18 protein-coding genes and 1 riboswitch are annotated in these 17,680 nt (G+C 58.8%); of the genes, 6 read left to right on the top strand and 12 right to left on the bottom strand.

Going from position 1 to position 17,680, the window contains the following annotated elements; translation table 11 throughout:
• Positions 1–50: 50 nt before the first annotated feature.
• The 7 genes from SMC3_RS00970 to SMC3_RS00940 all read right to left on the bottom strand — a co-directional run bounded on the left by SMC3_RS00970 (position 51) and on the right by SMC3_RS00940 (position 5,922).
• Positions 51–2,309, bottom strand: a complete 2,259-nt coding sequence (locus tag SMC3_RS00970) for a xanthine dehydrogenase family protein molybdopterin-binding subunit (protein WP_119086804.1) — start codon at positions 2,307–2,309, stop codon at positions 51–53.
• A gap of 19 nt (positions 2,310–2,328) precedes the next feature.
• Entirely contained in the window at positions 2,329–2,562 is a 234-nt protein-coding gene (locus SMC3_RS00965) for a MoaD/ThiS family protein (protein ID WP_165846487.1), read from the bottom strand.
• Complete coding sequence (locus SMC3_RS00960; protein WP_119086802.1) at positions 2,552–3,433, bottom strand: FAD binding domain-containing protein; 882 nt, start codon at positions 3,431–3,433, stop codon at positions 2,552–2,554. The genes SMC3_RS00965 and SMC3_RS00960 overlap by 11 nt, the downstream gene beginning before the upstream one ends.
• Complete coding sequence (locus tag SMC3_RS00955) at positions 3,430–4,269, bottom strand: XdhC family protein (RefSeq protein ID WP_119086801.1); 840 nt, start codon at positions 4,267–4,269, stop codon at positions 3,430–3,432. The genes SMC3_RS00960 and SMC3_RS00955 overlap by 4 nt, the downstream gene beginning before the upstream one ends.
• Positions 4,269–4,901, bottom strand: a complete 633-nt coding sequence (locus SMC3_RS00950; RefSeq protein ID WP_119086800.1) for an NTP transferase domain-containing protein — start codon at positions 4,899–4,901, stop codon at positions 4,269–4,271. The genes SMC3_RS00955 and SMC3_RS00950 overlap by 1 nt, the downstream gene beginning before the upstream one ends.
• Complete coding sequence (locus tag SMC3_RS00945) at positions 4,898–5,371, bottom strand: (2Fe-2S)-binding protein (protein ID WP_119086799.1); 474 nt, start codon at positions 5,369–5,371, stop codon at positions 4,898–4,900. Before SMC3_RS00945 ends, SMC3_RS00950 begins: the two co-directional genes overlap by 4 nt.
• Before the next feature lie 89 nt (positions 5,372–5,460).
• Positions 5,461–5,922 carry a RidA family protein gene (locus SMC3_RS00940; protein ID WP_119086798.1) on the bottom strand — a complete coding sequence of 154 codons (462 nt, stop codon included), beginning with the start codon at positions 5,920–5,922 and terminating at the stop codon, positions 5,461–5,463.
• A gap of 516 nt (positions 5,923–6,438) precedes the next feature.
• Between SMC3_RS00940 and SMC3_RS00930 the strand changes: the two genes are divergently transcribed.
• Entirely contained in the window at positions 6,439–6,717 is a 279-nt protein-coding gene (locus SMC3_RS00930) for an HU family DNA-binding protein (protein WP_119084955.1), read from the top strand.
• 70 nt (positions 6,718–6,787) lie between these two features.
• On the opposite strand, the gene SMC3_RS00925 is transcribed toward SMC3_RS00930, so the two are convergent.
• Positions 6,788–8,215, bottom strand: a complete 1,428-nt coding sequence (locus SMC3_RS00925) for a PIG-L deacetylase family protein (protein ID WP_119086796.1) — start codon at positions 8,213–8,215, stop codon at positions 6,788–6,790.
• A gap of 111 nt (positions 8,216–8,326) precedes the next feature.
• Here SMC3_RS00925 and SMC3_RS00920 point away from each other — a divergent pair, with 111 nt between their 5' ends.
• Genes SMC3_RS00920 through SMC3_RS00910 form a run of 3 tightly spaced genes read left to right on the top strand, consistent with a single transcriptional unit; the run spans position 8,327 to position 11,390 of the window.
• Positions 8,327–9,376, top strand: coding sequence for a M20/M25/M40 family metallo-hydrolase (locus SMC3_RS00920; RefSeq protein WP_119086795.1), 1,050 nt, complete (start codon positions 8,327–8,329; stop codon positions 9,374–9,376).
• Positions 9,357–10,397: a M42 family metallopeptidase gene (locus SMC3_RS00915; RefSeq protein ID WP_119086794.1), complete on the top strand. Its 1,041-nt coding sequence runs from the start codon at positions 9,357–9,359 to the stop codon at positions 10,395–10,397. The genes SMC3_RS00920 and SMC3_RS00915 overlap by 20 nt, the downstream gene beginning before the upstream one ends.
• Positions 10,398–11,390 carry a M42 family metallopeptidase gene (locus SMC3_RS00910; RefSeq protein WP_119086793.1) on the top strand — a complete coding sequence of 331 codons (993 nt, stop codon included), beginning with the start codon at positions 10,398–10,400 and terminating at the stop codon, positions 11,388–11,390.
• A gap of 89 nt (positions 11,391–11,479) precedes the next feature.
• On the opposite strand, the gene SMC3_RS00905 is transcribed toward SMC3_RS00910, so the two are convergent.
• The 4 genes from SMC3_RS00905 to SMC3_RS00890 all read right to left on the bottom strand — a co-directional run bounded on the left by SMC3_RS00905 (position 11,480) and on the right by SMC3_RS00890 (position 16,306).
• A complete protein-coding gene (locus SMC3_RS00905) occupies positions 11,480–12,421 on the bottom strand; it encodes an ABC transporter permease (protein ID WP_119086792.1) in 942 nt (313 codons plus the stop codon).
• Entirely contained in the window at positions 12,418–13,554 is a 1,137-nt protein-coding gene (locus tag SMC3_RS00900; RefSeq protein WP_119086791.1) for an ABC transporter permease, read from the bottom strand. Before SMC3_RS00900 ends, SMC3_RS00905 begins: the two co-directional genes overlap by 4 nt.
• An 18-nt stretch (positions 13,555–13,572) precedes the next feature.
• Positions 13,573–15,099, bottom strand: a complete 1,527-nt coding sequence (locus tag SMC3_RS00895) for an ABC transporter ATP-binding protein (RefSeq protein WP_119086790.1) — start codon at positions 15,097–15,099, stop codon at positions 13,573–13,575.
• Positions 15,100–15,160: 61 nt separating this feature from the next.
• Positions 15,161–16,306: a BMP family ABC transporter substrate-binding protein gene (locus SMC3_RS00890; RefSeq protein ID WP_119086789.1), complete on the bottom strand. Its 1,146-nt coding sequence runs from the start codon at positions 16,304–16,306 to the stop codon at positions 15,161–15,163.
• 248 nt (positions 16,307–16,554) lie between these two features.
• Positions 16,555–16,657, top strand: a riboswitch (TPP riboswitch).
• Between the two features lie 42 nt (positions 16,658–16,699).
• Here SMC3_RS00890 and thiT point away from each other — a divergent pair.
• On the top strand, positions 16,700–17,254 hold the full coding sequence (gene thiT / locus SMC3_RS00885) for an energy-coupled thiamine transporter ThiT (RefSeq protein ID WP_119086788.1): 555 nt from the start codon (positions 16,700–16,702) through the stop codon (positions 17,252–17,254).
• 201 nt (positions 17,255–17,455) lie between these two features.
• Entirely contained in the window at positions 17,456–17,593 is a 138-nt protein-coding gene (rpmH, locus tag SMC3_RS00880) for a 50S ribosomal protein L34 (RefSeq protein WP_119086787.1), read from the top strand.
• Positions 17,594–17,680 lie beyond the last annotated feature (87 nt).

The raw sequence follows: 17,680 nt of genomic DNA, 5'->3' as shown, positions 1-17,680 counted from the left end.
CCCCGCCAGAACAGGAAAACCGGCGAGGGCGCTCTGAACGTTGAATCCAGCTATTGGACGTCGGGATGCAGCAGCCGATAGACGCGCTCGGGCGTCGCGGGCAACTGACGCACCCAGACACCCGTGGCGTCGTGGATCGCCAGGGCAACAGCAGGAATGACGGGGACCATCACCACTTCGCCAATACCTCGCACCCCGAGGGCACTGGTTCCCTCAGGGTTCTCCAGGATGATGTACTCGTGCTCGGGCACATCCTGGACGGTCGGGATGATATAGGTGGATAAGTTCTTCGTGCGTACCTGCCCCTTGGCGATCAACGTGTCCTCGAACAAGGCGAACCCCTCGCCCTGCGCAACGCCGCCGTCGATCTGCCCCTCGACCTGCTGCAAGTTGACCGTGCGTCCTGTATCCAGGGCTGTCGCGACCTTGAGCAGGTGGGTTTCGCCAGTCAGGGTGTTGACTTCTACTAACGCCGCCTGGGCGGCGAAACTGTAGATCCAGTGTGGCAGCCCGGCAGCTCCGGGGATCTCCCGGTCAGCGGTCGGCCACACAAAGTAGCCCTCCCCGCGCAACGGCGATTCCTGCGAAAACTCCTGAGCCAGTTCCTCGTACGTCCGGAAGCCCGCCGGCGTCGTCATGCCGCCATCCTTCGCCTCACAGACCGCATCCGCTCCCGTATGATATTTCGCATCCAGCGCGCCAGCCACCTTGACACCGAGGTCATGGAACGCTGCCGCGATGGCGTTCGAGGCCGTGTACATCGAGCGGGAAGCGGTGGCGGGCCCCGCGTCGACCGAGCCTTCGGTCTGACCCGCGACAATGCGGACCCGTGATGGATCGACGTGCAGCAGGCCTGCAGCCATCTGTGTGAAACCGGTATGTGTGCCCTGGCCATATTCTACGAGACCAATACGCAGCGTGAAGTTGCCGTCCCGGTCGAGATCGATGTACGCACCGCCATAATCGGGAATTCCGACCCCGAGTCCAGCTCCCTGCGGGGCAAGCGACAGAGCTACCCCGCGCCGGAGCCATGGTTTGTCTGTCTTCTTGTACTCCTCGCGGTGCTGCCACAGGTCGGATTTCTCAACGGCGTCCAGGACCAAGTCCATGGAAACACCTGTGCGCAAGGTATGGCCGATAGGGGAAACCTCGCCCTGGTACAGGACGTTCTTCCGTCGTATCGTGACTGGATCCAGCCCCAGCTTCTCCGCCGCCTCGTCCATGTTGGATTCCAGCGCAAACAGGACCTGCGGAACGCCAAAGCCACGGAACGCGCCACAGATACCGTTGTTGGTGAACACGGCCCAGCCCTCGTGGCGTGTGTTGGGGACGCGGTACAGGGATGAGGCATGTTCGAGCGCCAGGTTGAGAATGGGGCCGCCGAGCGACGAGTAGGCACCCTTGTCTTCGTAACAGGTGACGTCGTTGGCAAGCATCGTACCGTCGCTCTTGAAGCCGGTTCTCGTGCGTACGATGAACGGATGGCGCTTCCAGCCCGACACCAGCGATTCCTCGCGTGAGAGCACAACCTTGACGGGCTTGCCCGTTTTCATGGCAAGCAGGGCGATGCCACCCTGGATAGTCAGTTCGTCCTTGCCTCCGAAACCACCACCCACTGGGTTGCTGTAGACCCGGATCATCCGGGGATTTATCCCCAGGATACGAGCAAGCTGCAGCTGGTCACGGAACGCATACTGAGAACCCGCATACATCGACAGCGAGCCGTCGGCTTCCGGCACCGCCACACCAGATTCGGTCTCCAGCGCCGTATGAGCCTGACGTGGCGTCCGGTATTCGTGCTCGATGACCACATCCGCTTCACGGAGACCCTGCTCCACGTCACCCTTCGTGATGAGGGTATGCAGGCAGACGTTGCCCTTGTCATGGACCTTGGGGGCATCAGGCTTCAGCGCTTCGATGGGGTCGTCGACGACGGGCAGGACCTCGTACTCCACCTCGACCAGAGCCGCCGCCTGTTCGGCGATGCGTTCGGTCGTGGCAGCCACCAGCGCTACGGTATCTCCCATGTACCGTACCTTGTCCCCGCAGATGACCGGCATGTCTGGATTAACAATCCCGAACCCGTTGAACCCGGTCACGTCTGCCGCCGTCAGCACCGTGACGACGCCGTCCAGTGCCATTGCCTTGCTGATATCGACGCTTTTGACCAGGGCATGCGGGTACTTGCTGCGCACAAACCACGCATACAGCATCCCCGGAAATGAGAGGTCGGACATGTACGCCGTGGTGCCGCACGCCTTGCCCTGTGCGTCGACCCTGGCGATCTGCTCGAAATGGATATCGTCCATCACATCACTCCTTTCACGCTCAGCCACCACCGATAGGGGCCGCAAACAACAGCTCGTCGCCGTCCTGAAGGACATACTCCTCATACACGCGCTTGCCCTTCAGAATGAGAATGAGGTACGCCAGTTCCGGGCCCTTGATCCCAAGCTGTCTCACGATCTCCCCAGCCGTCGTTCCTGCAGGAAGTTCCAGCTCGTATTCGGGCGTGTCGTGGTACTGCTTGTAGTCCTGAAAGAGCTTGATCTTAACGTTCATGCCAGCAAGAGGCAAGCGCTTCATAGGCGGCCTCGGCAAGAAGCCCGACAACGGCTTCCTTGCGATAGACCGCAGTTGCTCTCAGGTCATCGATGGGGGCTACTTCCTTCCAGGCCATCTGGGCAGCGCCGCGAATAGCGTCCCATGACAGGACTGGAGGAAGCTGACAGAACATCTGCTCGGTCTTATGTGCCCGGACGACGGTCGGCGCGACCGAACCGAAGGCGATGCGGGCCTCGACGATACGGTGGTTGTCACCGATCCTGAAGTAGAAGGCCACGTTGGCAGTGGAGATCGTCATCGCCTGCCGTGCACCCAGCTTGCCAAAACCGGTCAGTTCGCCTGACCCCGTTGCAGGGAAATGGAGCTCCGTCACGAGTTCTTCTGCGGCAAGTACGGACCGTCCCGGCCCCGTGAAGAAGTCGATGATGGGAACCTCCCGGATGCCCTTATGGCTGGCGATGGACACGACGGCATCGAGAACGATGAGCGCCGGGATCGTGTCACCTGCGGGAGACGCGTTGGCCACGTTGCCACCGACCGTCCCCATGTTGCGAATCTGGGGACCGCCGACCCGTGAAGCCGCCAGGGCCAGCGCGCAGCCGTGCTGCTGGAGGATGGGGGAAGCGCTGAGATCCGCATGGGTAGCACAGGCCCCGACATGGACGATGCCCGACTCCTCACGCACGAAGCGAAGCTCCGCCACGTGGGAGAGGTCGACGATAACATCTTCCTTGACGAGTCCTTCTTTGAGACGCACCGTCACGTCCGTACCCCCGGACAGGAAGCGCTTGCGTGACCCGTACTGCTCCGCCAGTTTCAGCGCTTCCTTCAGGTCACGTGCAGCATAATACTCGAGTTCCTTGATCATGGTTTGCTCTCCAGTAGTCCAATGACGTCCGCCCTGTTCTTCATCGAGTCGGCCAGGGTGTGGTCGTGACGCACGGCCACGAGTTCAGTGCAGATAGCAAGTGCTATCTCCTCGGCAGTCTGGCCGCCGTGGTCTATGCCGACTGGGGCATACACGCGTGCGAGGTCTTCCTTGCCTACTCCTGCGGCCACAAGGCGGCGGAAGACCTCAAGCGTCTTCGACCGGGAACCGATCATCCCGATGTAACGGTTGTCCACCTTGCGCTCCAGAAGTGCCTGCAGCACTCGCTCGTCGCTCACGTGTCTGTCCGTGAGAATGACATGGTACCCTTGCGGGCCATAGGCGGTCGTCTGAACCAGTTCTACGAACTCGCCGGTCAGAAAGTGGTGTGCGTCGGGGATACGAGCGGGGGTGGCAAACTCCGGCCGATCGTCCAGCACCGTCACCTCGAACCCGACAAGAGACGCGAATGTCGCCAGAAAACGGCCGACGTGCCCGGCACCGTAGATATAGAGAAGCGGACGGCTGCCCACGTACTCTATGTAGAGTGTGACCTGACCGCCGCACAACATGCCGAGGCTGTCCTTGCCATTCTGGCTCAGATCGAAGGTGACGACACGTGACTTTCCTTCGGCAATGGCATCGCGAGCGGCCCCCAGAACAGTCAGTTCCAGCTTGCCACCACCGACAGTCCCATGCTGGGTGCCGTCGGGCAGGACGACCATCTTGAAACTGGTGCGACCAGGAGAAGAGCCCTGGGCATCGATGACCGTGCAGACGGCGAACTCACGGCCCTCCTGTTCGAGCTTCGCAACATATTGATAGATGGAATCCATCAGACCTCCTTGGTAGACGTTCCCGCAGATTTGAGACACTCGAGGACATGGTCATACTCGTCAGGAGTATCCAGGTCCAACAGCATGCCACGGTCGTCGACAGGGACCAGCTTCATGGTGGACGCATGGAGCGTCATGAACTGCCGCAACGTGGAGTGCTCCGACATGGCAAGCAGTTCCGGGACACACCGCCCGCTGATTGCGACGGGATGACCTCGTCGTCCACCGCACGACGGCACAGCCACATCGACCCGCCCCTCCGATACCGCATCTCTCACGGCAATTGCGGTTTCGGGCAAGGTGAGGGGGATGTCCCCGGGGAAGATGAGGACGACATCGGCGCCCGTGACCCGTCGCAGTCCCGCCTGAACCGAGATAAACATGCCTGGATCGTAGAGTACGCCCTCGACCACCTCGAGTCGTCCTTCAGCGCCAAGAGATCTTGCTGTCTGTTCCACAGCGGTCTTCGTCCCCTGATCGTGCAGCCCGATGACCACGATGACCCTGTCACAGGCGGCGAGAGCAGTCGCAACAACGCGACCAACAACCGTCCCAGAGCCAAGCGGCAATGTCAGCTTGTTTGAACCCATCCTGTCGGCATGTCCAGCCGCCAGAACGACTGCTGCAGTCATTCGCGGCTCTGACTTGCCTTCTGCACCGCGGCAACGATCTTCCTGTAGCCCGTACAACGGCAAAGATTCCCCTCCAGGGCGGTCTCTATCTCTGCTTCCGATGGATGGGGGTTCAGGGCGAGCAGCGCCTCTGCGGACATGACCATTCCCGGTGTGCAGAAACCACACTGGACAGCTCCCTCTTCGACGAACGCCTGTTCCAGCGGCGATGGCTTGCCGCCCTCCGCCAGCCCCTCGATCGTCGTGATGATTGCTCCTTCCGCCTGCACTGCCAGCACAAGGCAACTGGTAACCGAGCGGCCGTTCATGATGACCGTACAAGCACCACACTCGCCCTTGTTGCAACCAATCTTGGTTCCGAGAAGCCCCAGGTCCTCCCGCAGAACTTCGGCGAGTGTCCTGCAGGTTTGCGTCGTGACGTGATACTCCGTGCCATTGACCTTCATGACAACACGTACCTCACTGGTCATTGTGGCTACCCCCTGAACAGGCTCAATAATGATACTACCGGGTGTCGCTTCAACGAAGGCTCCCAACTGCCGATGATCCGAGATGCGTGTCAGGGCATGATCTCCGCGACAAATGCAACCTCGACGGGCGCATTCATGGGAAGGGATGCGACACCCACGGCGAAGCGCGCGTGGCGACCGGCATCGCCAAAGAGCGCGACAAGCAGGTCGGAAGCTCCATTGATCACCTTGGGCACTTCCGCATAGTCCGGAGCCGCCTGCACAAATCCCTGCACCATCGCGATGCCCTTGACGCGGTCCAGCGTGCCGATGACATTTTTCAGGGCAGCGAGACCATTGATGGCACAGATGCGGGCAAGATTATAGGCTTCCTGGGTAGTGACGCTTTCTCCAACGCGCCCGGTCTGTTTGACATGACCGCCCTCGCTCGGCAGCATTCCCGACACGAACGCAAGGTTGCCAGTGAGCTTGACCGGAACGTAACTGCCAACGGACGCCGTCGCCTCTGGCAATATGATCCCCAGTTCTGCAAGCTTCTCATCTATCGCCATACATACCTCCCGATACGATGTGGACAAGTTCTCATGCATAGTATACACACAACATGGCGCTTGGCATGTCCAGATTTTCCGTTGGACTGTCAGCATGCCAGGAAGCACCATCCAGCCGCCGCAGGTAGCTGGCGCTCCCATGAGTGGTGGCTATATCCCTGTCGTCATTGCGTCATCACGCACAAACAAACTTGAGGGGTGCCTGGACCGACCCGACACAATCAATTTCAGGACGTCTGACCTGTCGTTCTTTCAAATTTCCTCGGCCAATCTTGACAAATCCGGTGAGAGATTCGGCTTATCCGGCATGAGGGGCAACTTTCCCGTCACATCCATCAACTGCTGTCCAGGACTGCATATCACCACGTGGTGATGCCTCATCGTGGGCGCGTTTCGCTGTCATCTCCCATGGGAAGCGACTATAACGCTACCCGATTTTGTCAAAATGTGCTATACTACGTGCGTACCTTCCCAGTCGCGGGGAAAAGCGCGATAAAAGACAAGAAAGGAGATCGCATGAACAAGGGAGAACTTGTAGCCAGAATTGCTGACATGACCAAGATGACCAAGAAGGAGTCCGAGGTCATGGTTAATGCATTCATGGATGCCGTCAAGGAAGCCATGAAGAAGAACGACAAGGTCGCACTCGTTGGGTTCGGCACCTTCGGCGTCAAGGAGCGCAAGGCTCGCAAGGGCGTCAACCCCAAGACCCTCAAGGCCATCACCATTCCGAAAAAGAAGGCCCCCTTCTTCAAGCCCGGCAAGGCTCTGAAGGACGCCATCGCCAAGAAGTAGTATTCTCTGGCATAGAAAAACAGAAGCGGCGCGCAAGCGCCGCTTCATTGTTGTCGAGCCGCCACTTCTCTCACGAAACGGCTGGTGCGATGCCGATCCAGACCATTCTACTGCGCGTCAGATCGACGCGCCCCGGCCCTTTCTCGATACGGAGGAAAAACCCTTGGAGGTGCACGCCTGTCAACGCATCGTCGAACGTCAGACTGATCGTTGTCCCATCATGGATGACTGTGGCAGTAACGGGCTTCGCAGTCGGATGTTCCAAGTCTGACACCTCTGCGGTAGCCGCGCCTCCGCGATAGATGACGTGGAGCTTGGGCGCGGAGCCGAAGCTGCCGCTCGCCGGGACTGGAAACAGGAACAGCTCCATCTCCTCGAGCCGATTGAGCATGCGACCCATCTTCAGCGAGAGTTGGAGACCGCCAGCGCCATCCGTCACGGAGAACGTCTGAATGACGGGGCGATCCTCGTCCCCCACGCGGTTGATCGGGAAGAAGAACTGGGCCATCCGGACCTCATCTGTGCGATCAGTCAGGTCCGCAGGAGCCAGAAACACCTCAGTCCGGCGGGCGAATGCGACCAGGGTCGCAAACGGAAGCAGCTCCGAGGCGTGCGCCTGGATCGCACTCGTCTTGATGCCGACTTCCTGCGGAGTGAGATGGACGACCTCCTGACGCAGACCCAGGACCCGTGCAGCTGGGGGAGCATAGGCATCGACGAACGGCGCGTATCGCAGGGGCCTTGGCCATCCCGCAACATGAACGACATACTCCAGACGCTGCGGAGAGAGATGCAGGTCGGCAAGAGCGGCAGTGACGAACAGCTCGGTCGCCTGGTGATCAGGATGCTCATCGATCAGGTTTGGATAAACGACAATGGTCGGCTGGAACGACGTCATGACCTGCTCCAGGTCGGTGAGGAGATTCATAGCCGTCTGTGGCTGGCCCGCAACTGCGGATTCCACGTAGGGGACCGACTCCGCGTTTGTGACGCCGCTCCGGTAGGGCTTCGATGTCCATACATTCATGAAGATGTCCGACAGTCCTCCGTCAGGATACCCAAGGAAGATGAGGTCATTCGAACTCAGGCCGAGCACGTGTGCTGCATTCTTCGCCTCCTGCATTCTCTTGTGACCGATGTCCCGAAACTGTGCGGGCGTGACTGGCGCCGTCCTCCAGAACAACGGCGGACCCACGATATTGTGATCGCCCGCCGTCATCCACAGCACTCGGACTAGTGCTCCTGCCTCGAGAGCGTGCTGGATGAGACCCGAGCACGCGATGGACTCGTCGTCTGGGTGTGGAGACAAAACGAGGACCCGATCCACCTTCGTTATCGTCACGTCTGTCTGAACAACCGGCGCGACTGCCGACGGAAAACGTGCCATGATGAATGCCGAGGCGAACATGGCGGCACTGAGAACTAGTGCAGCCACCACTGTCGCAATGTGCCGGTTGCGAGAGCTCTCGTGCGATATCGTGTCAGCGTGTCTCCTCATAGCAATTCAGTTTAGTGCGGCAAACGACGTGGTCAAGCCGTCCCACGAAGCCGGCTTTGACGTTCTGTTCGTTTGCCGTACAATAGTCTGGTCACTGGAAAGGAGACGAACATGCACAAACTTGTAGAGCAATTGACAAGTGCCTATGCGGTTTCAGGAGACGAACGCCGTCTCCATGACATCCTGCGCAGCGCACTCGATGGCATCGCCGACGAGATTCACGACACACCCCTTGGCAATCTCATCGCCATCCGCAAGGGCCGCTCGAGTGAACACTCCATCCTCTTCGCCGCACATCTCGATGAGGTCGGCGCCTGGGTAACAAGGATCAACGACAAGGGCTTTCTCGGCATCCATTGCCGCTCGATCGACGATCGCGTCTGGCCGGGACTGCAGGTCGTCGTCCATGGCACAGAACCTCTGCCCGGTATTATCGGACTCAAGCCGGTCCACGTCATGTCACACGACGAAATGAACAAGCCGGTTGGCCCCGATGATCTCTGGATCGATGTCGGACTCCCCCGTGAGCAGGTCGTCACAATGGTCCCCATCGGTTCCACCGTCACCTTCACGGCCGGCATCAGCAAACTCATGAACGAGCGCTTCGCGGGAAAGACCCAGGACGACCGCCTCTGTGGCGTGGCTCTGGTGGAGGCCCTCGAACTCCTCAAGGATATGACGTTGCCGTATGATGTCGTCATGGCCTTCACCGTCCAGGAGGAAATCACCGGGAACGGCGCCTGGACCAGTGGCTACTTCGCGCATCCAGACGTCGGTATCGCCGTCGACGTCACGCATGCCGATACCGAGGGTGTCCCTGAGCACAAGACCATCCCGCTCGGCGGCGGTCCAGGCATCGCGGTCGGCCCTGTTGCCAATGACCGCGTCCTCGAACTCATTCGCAGAAGAGCCAAGGCAGTCGAGATCCCCACCAGCGAAGAACCCTGCATGTCATATTCCGGCACTGATGCGGACGCGTTGCAGCTTGTCGGTTCCGGTATCGCCACCGGCGTCCTGAGCATTCCGCTGCGCTACATGCACTCCCCCGTCGAGACCGCCGACCAGGTTGATGTCGACAGGGCAGCGAGACTTATTGCCGAGGTCGCGAAGGGCTTCGACGCGGCGTTCATAGGAGAGTTGTATGGAACAGACACGCATTGAGCTGCTGAAGAAGCTCACCGAAGCACGGGGCATCTCGGGGCACGAAGACGAGGTCGCAGCCATCCTCAGAGCAGAGCTTGAAGGTCACGTCGACCGGTTCGAGCGCGATCCCATCAAGAATCTCTTTGCGCTCAAGGGCATGGACAAGCCTGGGGCCAAGATCATGTTGAACGCGCACATGGACGAGGTCGGGCTGTACGTGACCCGCATCACCAAGGAAGGGTACCTCCACATCGGCAAGGCCGGTGGTATCGACGACCGGCTGCTGCTGGGCAAGAAGGTGCTGGTCGGCAAGGACCGCCTTCCCGGCGTAACAGCCATCAAGGCAGTGCATCTGTCCACCCGCGAAGAAATCGAGACCACCGTTGTCAAAGCCGACGACATCGTCGTTGACGTCGGCGCCAAGTCGGACAAGGAACTGGCGGGCAAGGTGGCCATCGGTGATCAGATCACGTTCGATACGGCGTTCGGAACATTCGGCGACGGGTATCTGGTTGGCAAGGCGTTTGACGACCGGGTCGGTTGCGCCATCGTGGCCGAGCTGCTCAAGATGGATTGGCCCTTCCCTGTCATCGGGATGTTCTCGACGCAGGAAGAAGTGGGAACCAAAGGGGCCACCGTTGGAGCGTGGCGATACACGCCTGACATCAGCATCACCGTCGAGGGCACCATCGCTGCCGACATTGGCGAGGTCAAGGATTACCAGGAGGTCACCAACCTGGGCGCCGGCACTGTTCTCACCATCAAGGATGGCGGCATGATCACGGACCACCGGCTTCGCAACCAGCTGATCGAGGTCGCGAAAGCGAACGGGCTTCCCTGGCAGTTCAAGCGCATGCCGGCAGGTGGCACGGATGCTCGCAGCATCCAGCTCACCAAGTCGGGTGTACGGGCACTGGCAGTTGCCGTCCCTTCGCGCTACATCCACTCTCCCGTGTCGCTCATCAAGGTCTGTGACTATGAAAACACGGTATCACTTCTTTCAAAGTTTCTGGCACAACTTGCCACCACGGAGGCATAGATGAATGAACTTATCCGGACATTGACACAGACCTGGGGACCAACCAGCTACGAAGAGGGCATTCGCGGTGTCATCACGCGCGAACTCGATTCTCTGCATATGGACTGCAGGGTGGACGCACTGGGAAACCTGATCTACTGCATCCCCGCCTCAGGAAAGCCGAAATTGCTGGTGTCCGCCCACATGGACCAGATCGGTATCATCATCACGCACGTCGACAAGGATGGCTTCCTTCGTTTCGGCGCGGTCGGTGGGCTTGACCCATACAAGGTCCTGGGACACCGCTTCGTCTTCGCGAACGGCACTCTCGGCGTGGCAGCCGTGGAAAGCAAGGAGCACAAGACGCTCGAGCATCTGACACTGGACAAGCTGTTCCTTGATATCGGTGCAGTATCGAAGGATGACGCTTTGCTGCATGTCGCCGTCGGCGATTTCGCAGTGTACGCGGGCGACTGTGTGCAGGTGGGTAACCGCGTGACCTCTGCGGCACTCGACGACCGTATCGGCTGCTATGTCCTCATCGAGGCCCTCAAGGCTGCAGTGGGGAAAGAACTGAACTACGAGACGTATGCCATGTTCAGTGTGCAGGAAGAGATCGGCATCAAGGGCGCCAAGGTCGGCGCCTGGGGTGTCCAGCCGGACCTCGCCATCGCTCTGGATGTCACTGCCTGGGGTGATACCCCGGAGAGCTATGTTCTGGACATCGGTCTAGGCAAAGGGCCCGCTATCAAGGTCAAGGACGCGGGGATGGTCGCGACGCCTGCTATCCGTGACCTGCTCATCGAGGCTGCAAAGACCCACGGCATCCCGTTCCAGCTGGAGGTCCTCCAGGGAGGCACGACCGACGCAGCCGCCATCCAGACCATAGCCAATGGTGTCCCTACCGGCGTCATCAGCATCCCCGACCGCTATGTCCACAGCGCCAGCGAAATGGTCGACATCGGCGACGTCGAAGATTGCATCAAACTCCTAGTCGCCGTCCTTCTGAAGTAACGGCAGGGCGTCCCTGGATGAACCGAACCGGCAGCCGCAATGGGCTGCCGGTTCGCATGGATATTGCCTCTCAGGTTCAGAGACGCCCTCTATTTCTCCTCGCGTGCGTAGGGTATTCCCAGTTCCTTTGGCGTCCCGACGTGACGCACACGGACAATCAGGGTTGCCACGATGATGACCACAAACGTCGCCAAATAGGGCAGCATCGACAGTAGAGCACTGTTGATGTAGGTGCCCGCCGCCTGGAGTTGAAGCTGCAAGGCCTCAATACTTCCAAACAAGAACGCTCCGACGAGAGCATTGAAGGGATTCCACATGGCAAAGACCACAAGGGCTACGGCAATCCACCCCATACCGGAGGTAATACCGTTGAGCCAGTACGGGTGGATACAGCACGTAATGTACGCTCCTCCCGCACCCGCAAGCGCCCCTCCCACGATGGTCCAGAAGTAGCGGGTACCCACGACGTTGACGCCCATGGCATCTGCAGCCTTCGCGTTTTCGCCGACCGCCCTCAGGTTGACCCCGACCTTCGTCTTGAACAGCAGGAACCAGAACAGGGCTACCAGGATGTAGCCGGCATAAACGATCAGGTCCTGACTGAAGAGAATCGGCCCGACGAAAGGAATTCGTGACAGCCCGGGAATAGCCATGGGCTGGATGACGGTCGTGAGACGCTGAGAGACCCAGTTGTCACCATAAAAACTCGTGAGACCCGTCCCGAAGATGGTGAGCGCAAGGCCCGTGACCGTCTGGTTACCACGGAGAGTCACGCAGATAAAGGCGTGGATGGTTGCCGCTACCGCTGCCGCTGCCATGCCGAGGAGCAGGCCAACGTAGGGATTGCCGGTCTTCATAGCCCCAAGGAATCCAAAGAACGCGCCAATCAGCATCAGTCCCTCAAGCCCGAGGTTCAGTACACCGCTGCGCTCCGTCAGCACTTCGCCCAGTGTGGGAAGCAAAAGAATCGTCCCTGACTGGACAGCTCCTGCGAGAACACTGATCAGGATGCTGCCGAAAGTAGGATTCATGCGCCCCCCCGAGCCCTTTCGTCTAAGGCAACCGAGCACTTTTTCCCAATGCGAGGGGTGCTTCCGGGGGGCGTACTCAGCCTCCTCGTCAGGATTACGCGGTAGTGCGTGACGATCTCTCCTGCCAGCAGGCAGAAGAGGATCGAGCTCTCAATCACGCCGACAATGCCAAAGGGCACGCGCATGACGATCTGTATCTGGTAGCCGCCGGCTTCGAGAGCCGCCAGGAGCACCGAGATCCCGACGGCGACCAGCGGATCGAGCCCTGCCAGCCAGGCCGCGATGATAGCGGTATACCCGTAGTCCGAGTTGATCTCGAGTTGCAGAACACGCAGCACGGCTGAGGTGTGCGCAATGCCGGCAAGGCCGGCAAGGCCTCCCGAGATGACCGCAGCGATGATGACCGTCTTGAACACATTGATGCCGGCGTATCTGGCTGCGCGCTCGTTTTCGCCCAGGACTCTGGTCTCATATCCGAAGCGCGTCTTCCGGATGATGATCCAGATGATCACCGCAGCAGCCAGCCCGAAAAACAGCCCGATGTGGAGCCGCGAGGGAGGCGGGAGGATGCGCGGAAGCTGGGCATTGAGGGCAAAGTTCTTGGAGAGTGGAAAACCACGGGTGCCCCATGTCCCATACATGAAGAACCACAGAATGTACGAGGCGATGTAGTTGAGCAGAAGTGTCACAATGACCTCGTTGACATTCCAATACACCTTGAGAAGTGCGGGAATGATAGCCCACAGCGCTCCTCCAAGGGTGCCAAGTACCATCATCAGCGTCAGCAGCAGCGGCCGGGACATCGTCGCCGGGCCAAACAACGCCAGGTAGGACCCACAAATGGCCCCGATGATGTATTGACCCTTTGCCCCGATGTTGAAGAACTTCATGCGGTAGACCAGGCAAAGCCCGACGGACATGAGGATGAGGGGGACCGCGATGACCAGGGTCTCCGAGAAGGTGTAGGCCGACCCAAACGCGCCCTTGACAATGGCTCCATAGACTCTCAGCGGGTTGACATGGGCGAACAGCATGACGACAGACCCCATGAGGAGGCCCAGCAGGACCGAGCAGATAGGTACCAGGACACGAAGCTGTATCGGCGTCTTGTCGCGTTTCTCGAATCGCAGCATCTCAGACCCCTTTTCCGGTCAAGCTTTGGCGCCTACGGCGCCCGCCATCATCAGACCGATCTGTGCAATGTCCACGTGGTGCGCGTCGACAATACCGACGATACGCCCCTCGTACATCACCGCCACCCGGTCTGCAACCATGAGAATCTCATCCAGATCCTCGCTGATGAGAAGCACGGCTACCCCGTTGTCGCGTTGTTCCAGCAATATCTTGCGCACGAACTCGGTGGCACCCACGTCGAGGCCGCGGGTCGGATGTTCTGCGATCAGGAGCCTCGGATTCTCCTCGATCTCGCGGGCAAGCAGCAATTTCTGCATATTCCCGCCGGACAGGACCTTGACTGGTGCATTCTTCAGCGGCACGGCAATGTCAAACTTCTCGATAAGTCCGTCAGCATACGTACAGGCAGCAGCGTAGTCAATGAATGTTCCCCTGCGCATGGGCTGCTGCTTGTACTTCCGCAGCATAGCGTTGTCAACGGTAGAGAGATTGGGTACGAGGCCCACACCAAGTCGATCGGCCGGTATGTAGTTCACCCCTGCGGATGCCAGCGTGCACGGCGTCGCGTTGGTCACATCGATGCCCTCGACCGTGACGTGTCCGCTGACGAGGTGGCGCAGTCCTGTGATACATTCCGCCAGCTCGACCTGCCCATTGCCGGCCACACCGGCGACACCCATGATCTCGCCGCCATGCACGGTGATGTTCAGCTTGTTGAGCGCCATGATGCCACGGTCATTGTAAGCCTGAGCGTCTTCGACTTTGAGGACCTCCCGGCCTTGCTCGATGTCCTTACGTTCCAGGCGGAACAGGACGTCGCGCCCGATCATCATCTTTGCGAGCTCGCGCTCCGTGATGGAGACCGTATCGACGGTACCCACGAGCTGTCCTTTCCTCAACACGGTGACGCGGTCGGAAATGGACATGACCTCGTTGAGCTTGTGGCTGATGAAGATGATGGATTTTCCCTCTGACTTCATCTCTCGGAGGATGCCGAACAGCTCCTCGGATTCCTGTGGCGTCAGGACGGCAGTCGGCTCATCCAGGATCAGGATGCGAGCGCCCTTGAACAGTGTCTTGATAATCTCGACACGCTGCTGTTCGCCCACGGAGAGCTGCCAGATCTTGGCATAGGGGTCGACGCGGAAATTGTACTTCTTTGCTATGGCCTCAATCTGGTGGGCCACGGACTTCTTGTCTATATAGAAACCCTGAGACTCCAGTCCCAGGATGACATTCTCGATGACAGAGAGAGAATCGACCAGCATGAAATGCTGATGGATCATCCCGATACCGTGCTTCATGGAATCGAGCGGCGAGCGCAGATCCACGCGTTTCCCCTCGATCGTGATCTCGCCCTCGTCGGGATAGTAGATGCCGTCGAGAACGTTCATGAGCGTCGACTTTCCGGCTCCATTCTCGCCCAGCAATGTATGGATCTCACCCTTCCGCAGTGCGAAGTTCACGTGATCATTGGCCACGATGCCCGGAAAACGTTTGGTAATGTTGCTCATGACGAGCATCAATTGTTCCTGGCCCTCCATCTTTTCCTCCACAGAAGAAGAACGGCTCCCCGGCATTGCGCCGGGGAGCCGTGACTGTTCTCTATGAACCGCTCTTCGGGATCGCGCCGATGACGCCCTGCACGAACCACTGCAGGTTCAACTGGTCAGCGTCGGACATGGTCGTTCCCTTCGGGACGATAACCTTGCCTGCCTGATTGACCATTGGGCCGTCGAATGGCGTGTACTTGCCGTCAAGGATAAGCTGTTTGCGAGTGTTCACATAGTCGATGACAGCCTGCGGAACAGCCGAACTGACAGGAGCAATGTCGACGATGCCGTCAGCCATGCCTCCCCAGTAATCGCCGCTCTTCCAGGTTCCGTCTTCAACAGACTGCGCAACCTTGAGATAGTAGGGCCCCCAGTGCCAGATGCGGGACGTGAGCACGGACTTGGCTTCCTCCGGCGTCTTCATGCCAGCAGCCATGTCCATGTCGTAGCCGATACCATATTTGCCCGCCTTGAACGCTGCATCGAGAGGTGCAGGGGAATCGACACCGGACACAATGATGTCGCAACCCTTGTTGAGCAGAGACTTGGCCGAATCGCCTTCTTTGGCGGGATCAAACCACGAGTTGGTGTAAACGACGGTGACGGTAGCCTTGGGGTTGACTTCGCGCAGACCGACCGTGAAGGCATCGACTTCGCGGATGCACTCAGGGATGGAGAACGGCAGGACAAATCCGATCTTGTTGGTCTTGGTCATCTTGCCGGCAATAAGACCGGAAAGATAATCGGGCTGCTCCATACGGCCAAAGTACGTTCCAAGGTTGTCCGAACGCTTGTACCCGGACGCGTGCATGAACTTGGTAGTAGGATTGTCCTTTGCCGCATTCACCATGGCGTCCATGAAACCGAAACTGGTGCCGAAGACGAGGTCGTAACCTGCACTTGCATAATCACGGAAGGTCTTCTCAGACTGAGAACCTTCTGGTATGCTTTCAGCGTAGGTGGTCTCGACGTTCGGGTCATTCTGCTGCAGGTACAGGCGGCCGTCTTCGTGCGCTTGCGAGTATCCACCGTCATTATGCGGTCCAACATAGACAAAGGCTACTTTCAACTTCTTGGCAGCAGGAGCCGGTGTTGGAGTTGGCGTTGGAGTTGGCGTTGCCGCCGTCTTACAGCCGGTCGAACCTACGACGAACGCGATAGCAAGCAGTACAACCAGTGAGATTCTCAGGAACTTCATACTCTCTAGCCTCCCATTACTAGACTGACGTTCTGAAGCACGGTTTCCGCATGTTCCCCCGGTCCAGGCATCTCTCTTTTTCTACGACAAAACCCTCATGCCCGGCACAGTCCCTTCCTTGGTTCACACGCCATTGTACCAACATCACCCTGCAAGTAAAGCCGGACCCCTGACCTGCCGTATGGTGCTCCCTCACCTGCGGAATCCCCTGCGCGACATGGTGCCGTTGACTCTGGATGATCAGGCATTATGCTTTTATGGGGTGCCCGAAAGGGCTGAGAGAGTCATACGGCTCAACTCGTTGAACCTGATCTGGGTAATGCCAGCGTAGGGAGACAGAGCAGTATCACGACACCCCGCAATCTATCACGGATACGGATTGAGGAGGTACCTGTGGAACATTCAGCAGCACCAAAGATCGTGACAATACAGGAAATGGCCGAGATGGGAATCGCCGTAGCGCTCGGCGTTGCGCTCTCATATCTTTCAAAAGCGATCTGGTCTATGCCTATGGGGGGAACGCTTGAACTGGGTGTTATTCCAGTTCTCTACATCGCACTCAAGTGGGGATGGCGCGATGGGCTCATCGTCGGTCTTGCCCTTGGATTGATAACATTGATAACTGATCCGTGGTTCGTCAATCCTGTGCAGATCCTCCTCGACTACCCCCTGCCAGGGCTCGCACTCGGACTAGCCGGTTTGCCCGTCTTCCAAAAGGGCCAGAACTGGTGGAAAGGCGTTCTGACCGCAGGACTCGTACGCTACGTCTTCCATGTCATATCCGGTCTGGTGTTCTTCGCGTCAGCTGCTCCCAGCTGGCACATGTCGCCTCTGCTCTATTCTCTTGCCTACAACGCAGCATACGTCGTACCGAGTATTGCCATTTGCCTTCTTGTTCTTGTCCCACTCCGCCGAGTAAAAGCACTCTGGAGATCGGAGACAGGCTGATGCGCGACCGGCCCTGTTTCTTCATGAATCGCTCGCGCCGCTGATGATGCTCGGAGCAGCCGATATTCCTGCCGGGCTTGTCATTGCGAACCCGCTTGCAGACAGATGAAGCCCTGTGCCGCTCATGATGCGTGGTCGCTTTGACAACTACGGTCTTTCCTCTATGATATAGAAGAGTTTCATCAGTGGAGGTATCGACATATGAGAACTACTTATTCACCTAAGAACCGCAAGCGCAATCGTACCCTTGGTTTCCTGAGCCGTATGAGGAGCCATGGTGGACGCAACGTTCTCGCCCGCAGGAGACTCAAAGGGCGTAAGAAGCTCATCGTCGCATAGGCGTCCGTCCGCTCCGCGGATGGTTGACCTGTTGGTGCAGTAGCAGTTGGCAAGACTGTGGAAACGAATCCCAGGCAGCGTATACAA

The sequence above is a fragment of the Candidatus Cryosericum hinesii genome (genome assembly GCF_003570985.1).
GTDB lineage: Bacteria > Caldisericota > Caldisericia > Cryosericales > Cryosericaceae > Cryosericum > Cryosericum hinesii.
This window is presented reverse-complemented; position numbering and strand designations above follow the sequence as displayed.

Excerpts from the sequence above, each read along its gene's own strand:
- SMC3_RS00970 (WP_119086804.1), bottom strand. The coding sequence starts at position 2,309 with ATGGACGATATCCATTTCGAGCAGATCGCCAGGGTCGACGCACAGGGC.
- SMC3_RS00965 (WP_165846487.1), bottom strand. The coding sequence starts at position 2,562 with ATGAACGTTAAGATCAAGCTCTTTCAGGACTACAAGCAGTACCACGAC.
- SMC3_RS00960 (WP_119086802.1), bottom strand. The coding sequence starts at position 3,433 with ATGATCAAGGAACTCGAGTATTATGCTGCACGTGACCTGAAGGAAGCG.
- SMC3_RS00955 (WP_119086801.1), bottom strand. The coding sequence starts at position 4,269 with ATGGATTCCATCTATCAATATGTTGCGAAGCTCGAACAGGAGGGCCGT.
- SMC3_RS00950 (WP_119086800.1), bottom strand. The coding sequence starts at position 4,901 with ATGACTGCAGCAGTCGTTCTGGCGGCTGGACATGCCGACAGGATGGGT.
- SMC3_RS00945 (WP_119086799.1), bottom strand. The coding sequence starts at position 5,371 with ATGACCAGTGAGGTACGTGTTGTCATGAAGGTCAATGGCACGGAGTAT.
- SMC3_RS00940 (WP_119086798.1), bottom strand. The coding sequence starts at position 5,922 with ATGGCGATAGATGAGAAGCTTGCAGAACTGGGGATCATATTGCCAGAG.
- SMC3_RS00930 (WP_119084955.1), top strand. The coding sequence starts at position 6,439 with ATGAACAAGGGAGAACTTGTAGCCAGAATTGCTGACATGACCAAGATG.
- SMC3_RS00925 (WP_119086796.1), bottom strand. The coding sequence starts at position 8,215 with ATGAGGAGACACGCTGACACGATATCGCACGAGAGCTCTCGCAACCGG.
- SMC3_RS00920 (WP_119086795.1), top strand. The coding sequence starts at position 8,327 with ATGCACAAACTTGTAGAGCAATTGACAAGTGCCTATGCGGTTTCAGGA.
- SMC3_RS00915 (WP_119086794.1), top strand. The coding sequence starts at position 9,357 with ATGGAACAGACACGCATTGAGCTGCTGAAGAAGCTCACCGAAGCACGG.
- SMC3_RS00910 (WP_119086793.1), top strand. The coding sequence starts at position 10,398 with ATGAATGAACTTATCCGGACATTGACACAGACCTGGGGACCAACCAGC.
- SMC3_RS00905 (WP_119086792.1), bottom strand. The coding sequence starts at position 12,421 with ATGAATCCTACTTTCGGCAGCATCCTGATCAGTGTTCTCGCAGGAGCT.
- SMC3_RS00900 (WP_119086791.1), bottom strand. The coding sequence starts at position 13,554 with ATGCTGCGATTCGAGAAACGCGACAAGACGCCGATACAGCTTCGTGTC.
- SMC3_RS00895 (WP_119086790.1), bottom strand. The coding sequence starts at position 15,099 with ATGGAGGGCCAGGAACAATTGATGCTCGTCATGAGCAACATTACCAAA.
- SMC3_RS00890 (WP_119086789.1), bottom strand. The coding sequence starts at position 16,306 with ATGAAGTTCCTGAGAATCTCACTGGTTGTACTGCTTGCTATCGCGTTC.
- rpmH (WP_119086787.1), top strand. The coding sequence starts at position 17,456 with ATGAGAACTACTTATTCACCTAAGAACCGCAAGCGCAATCGTACCCTT.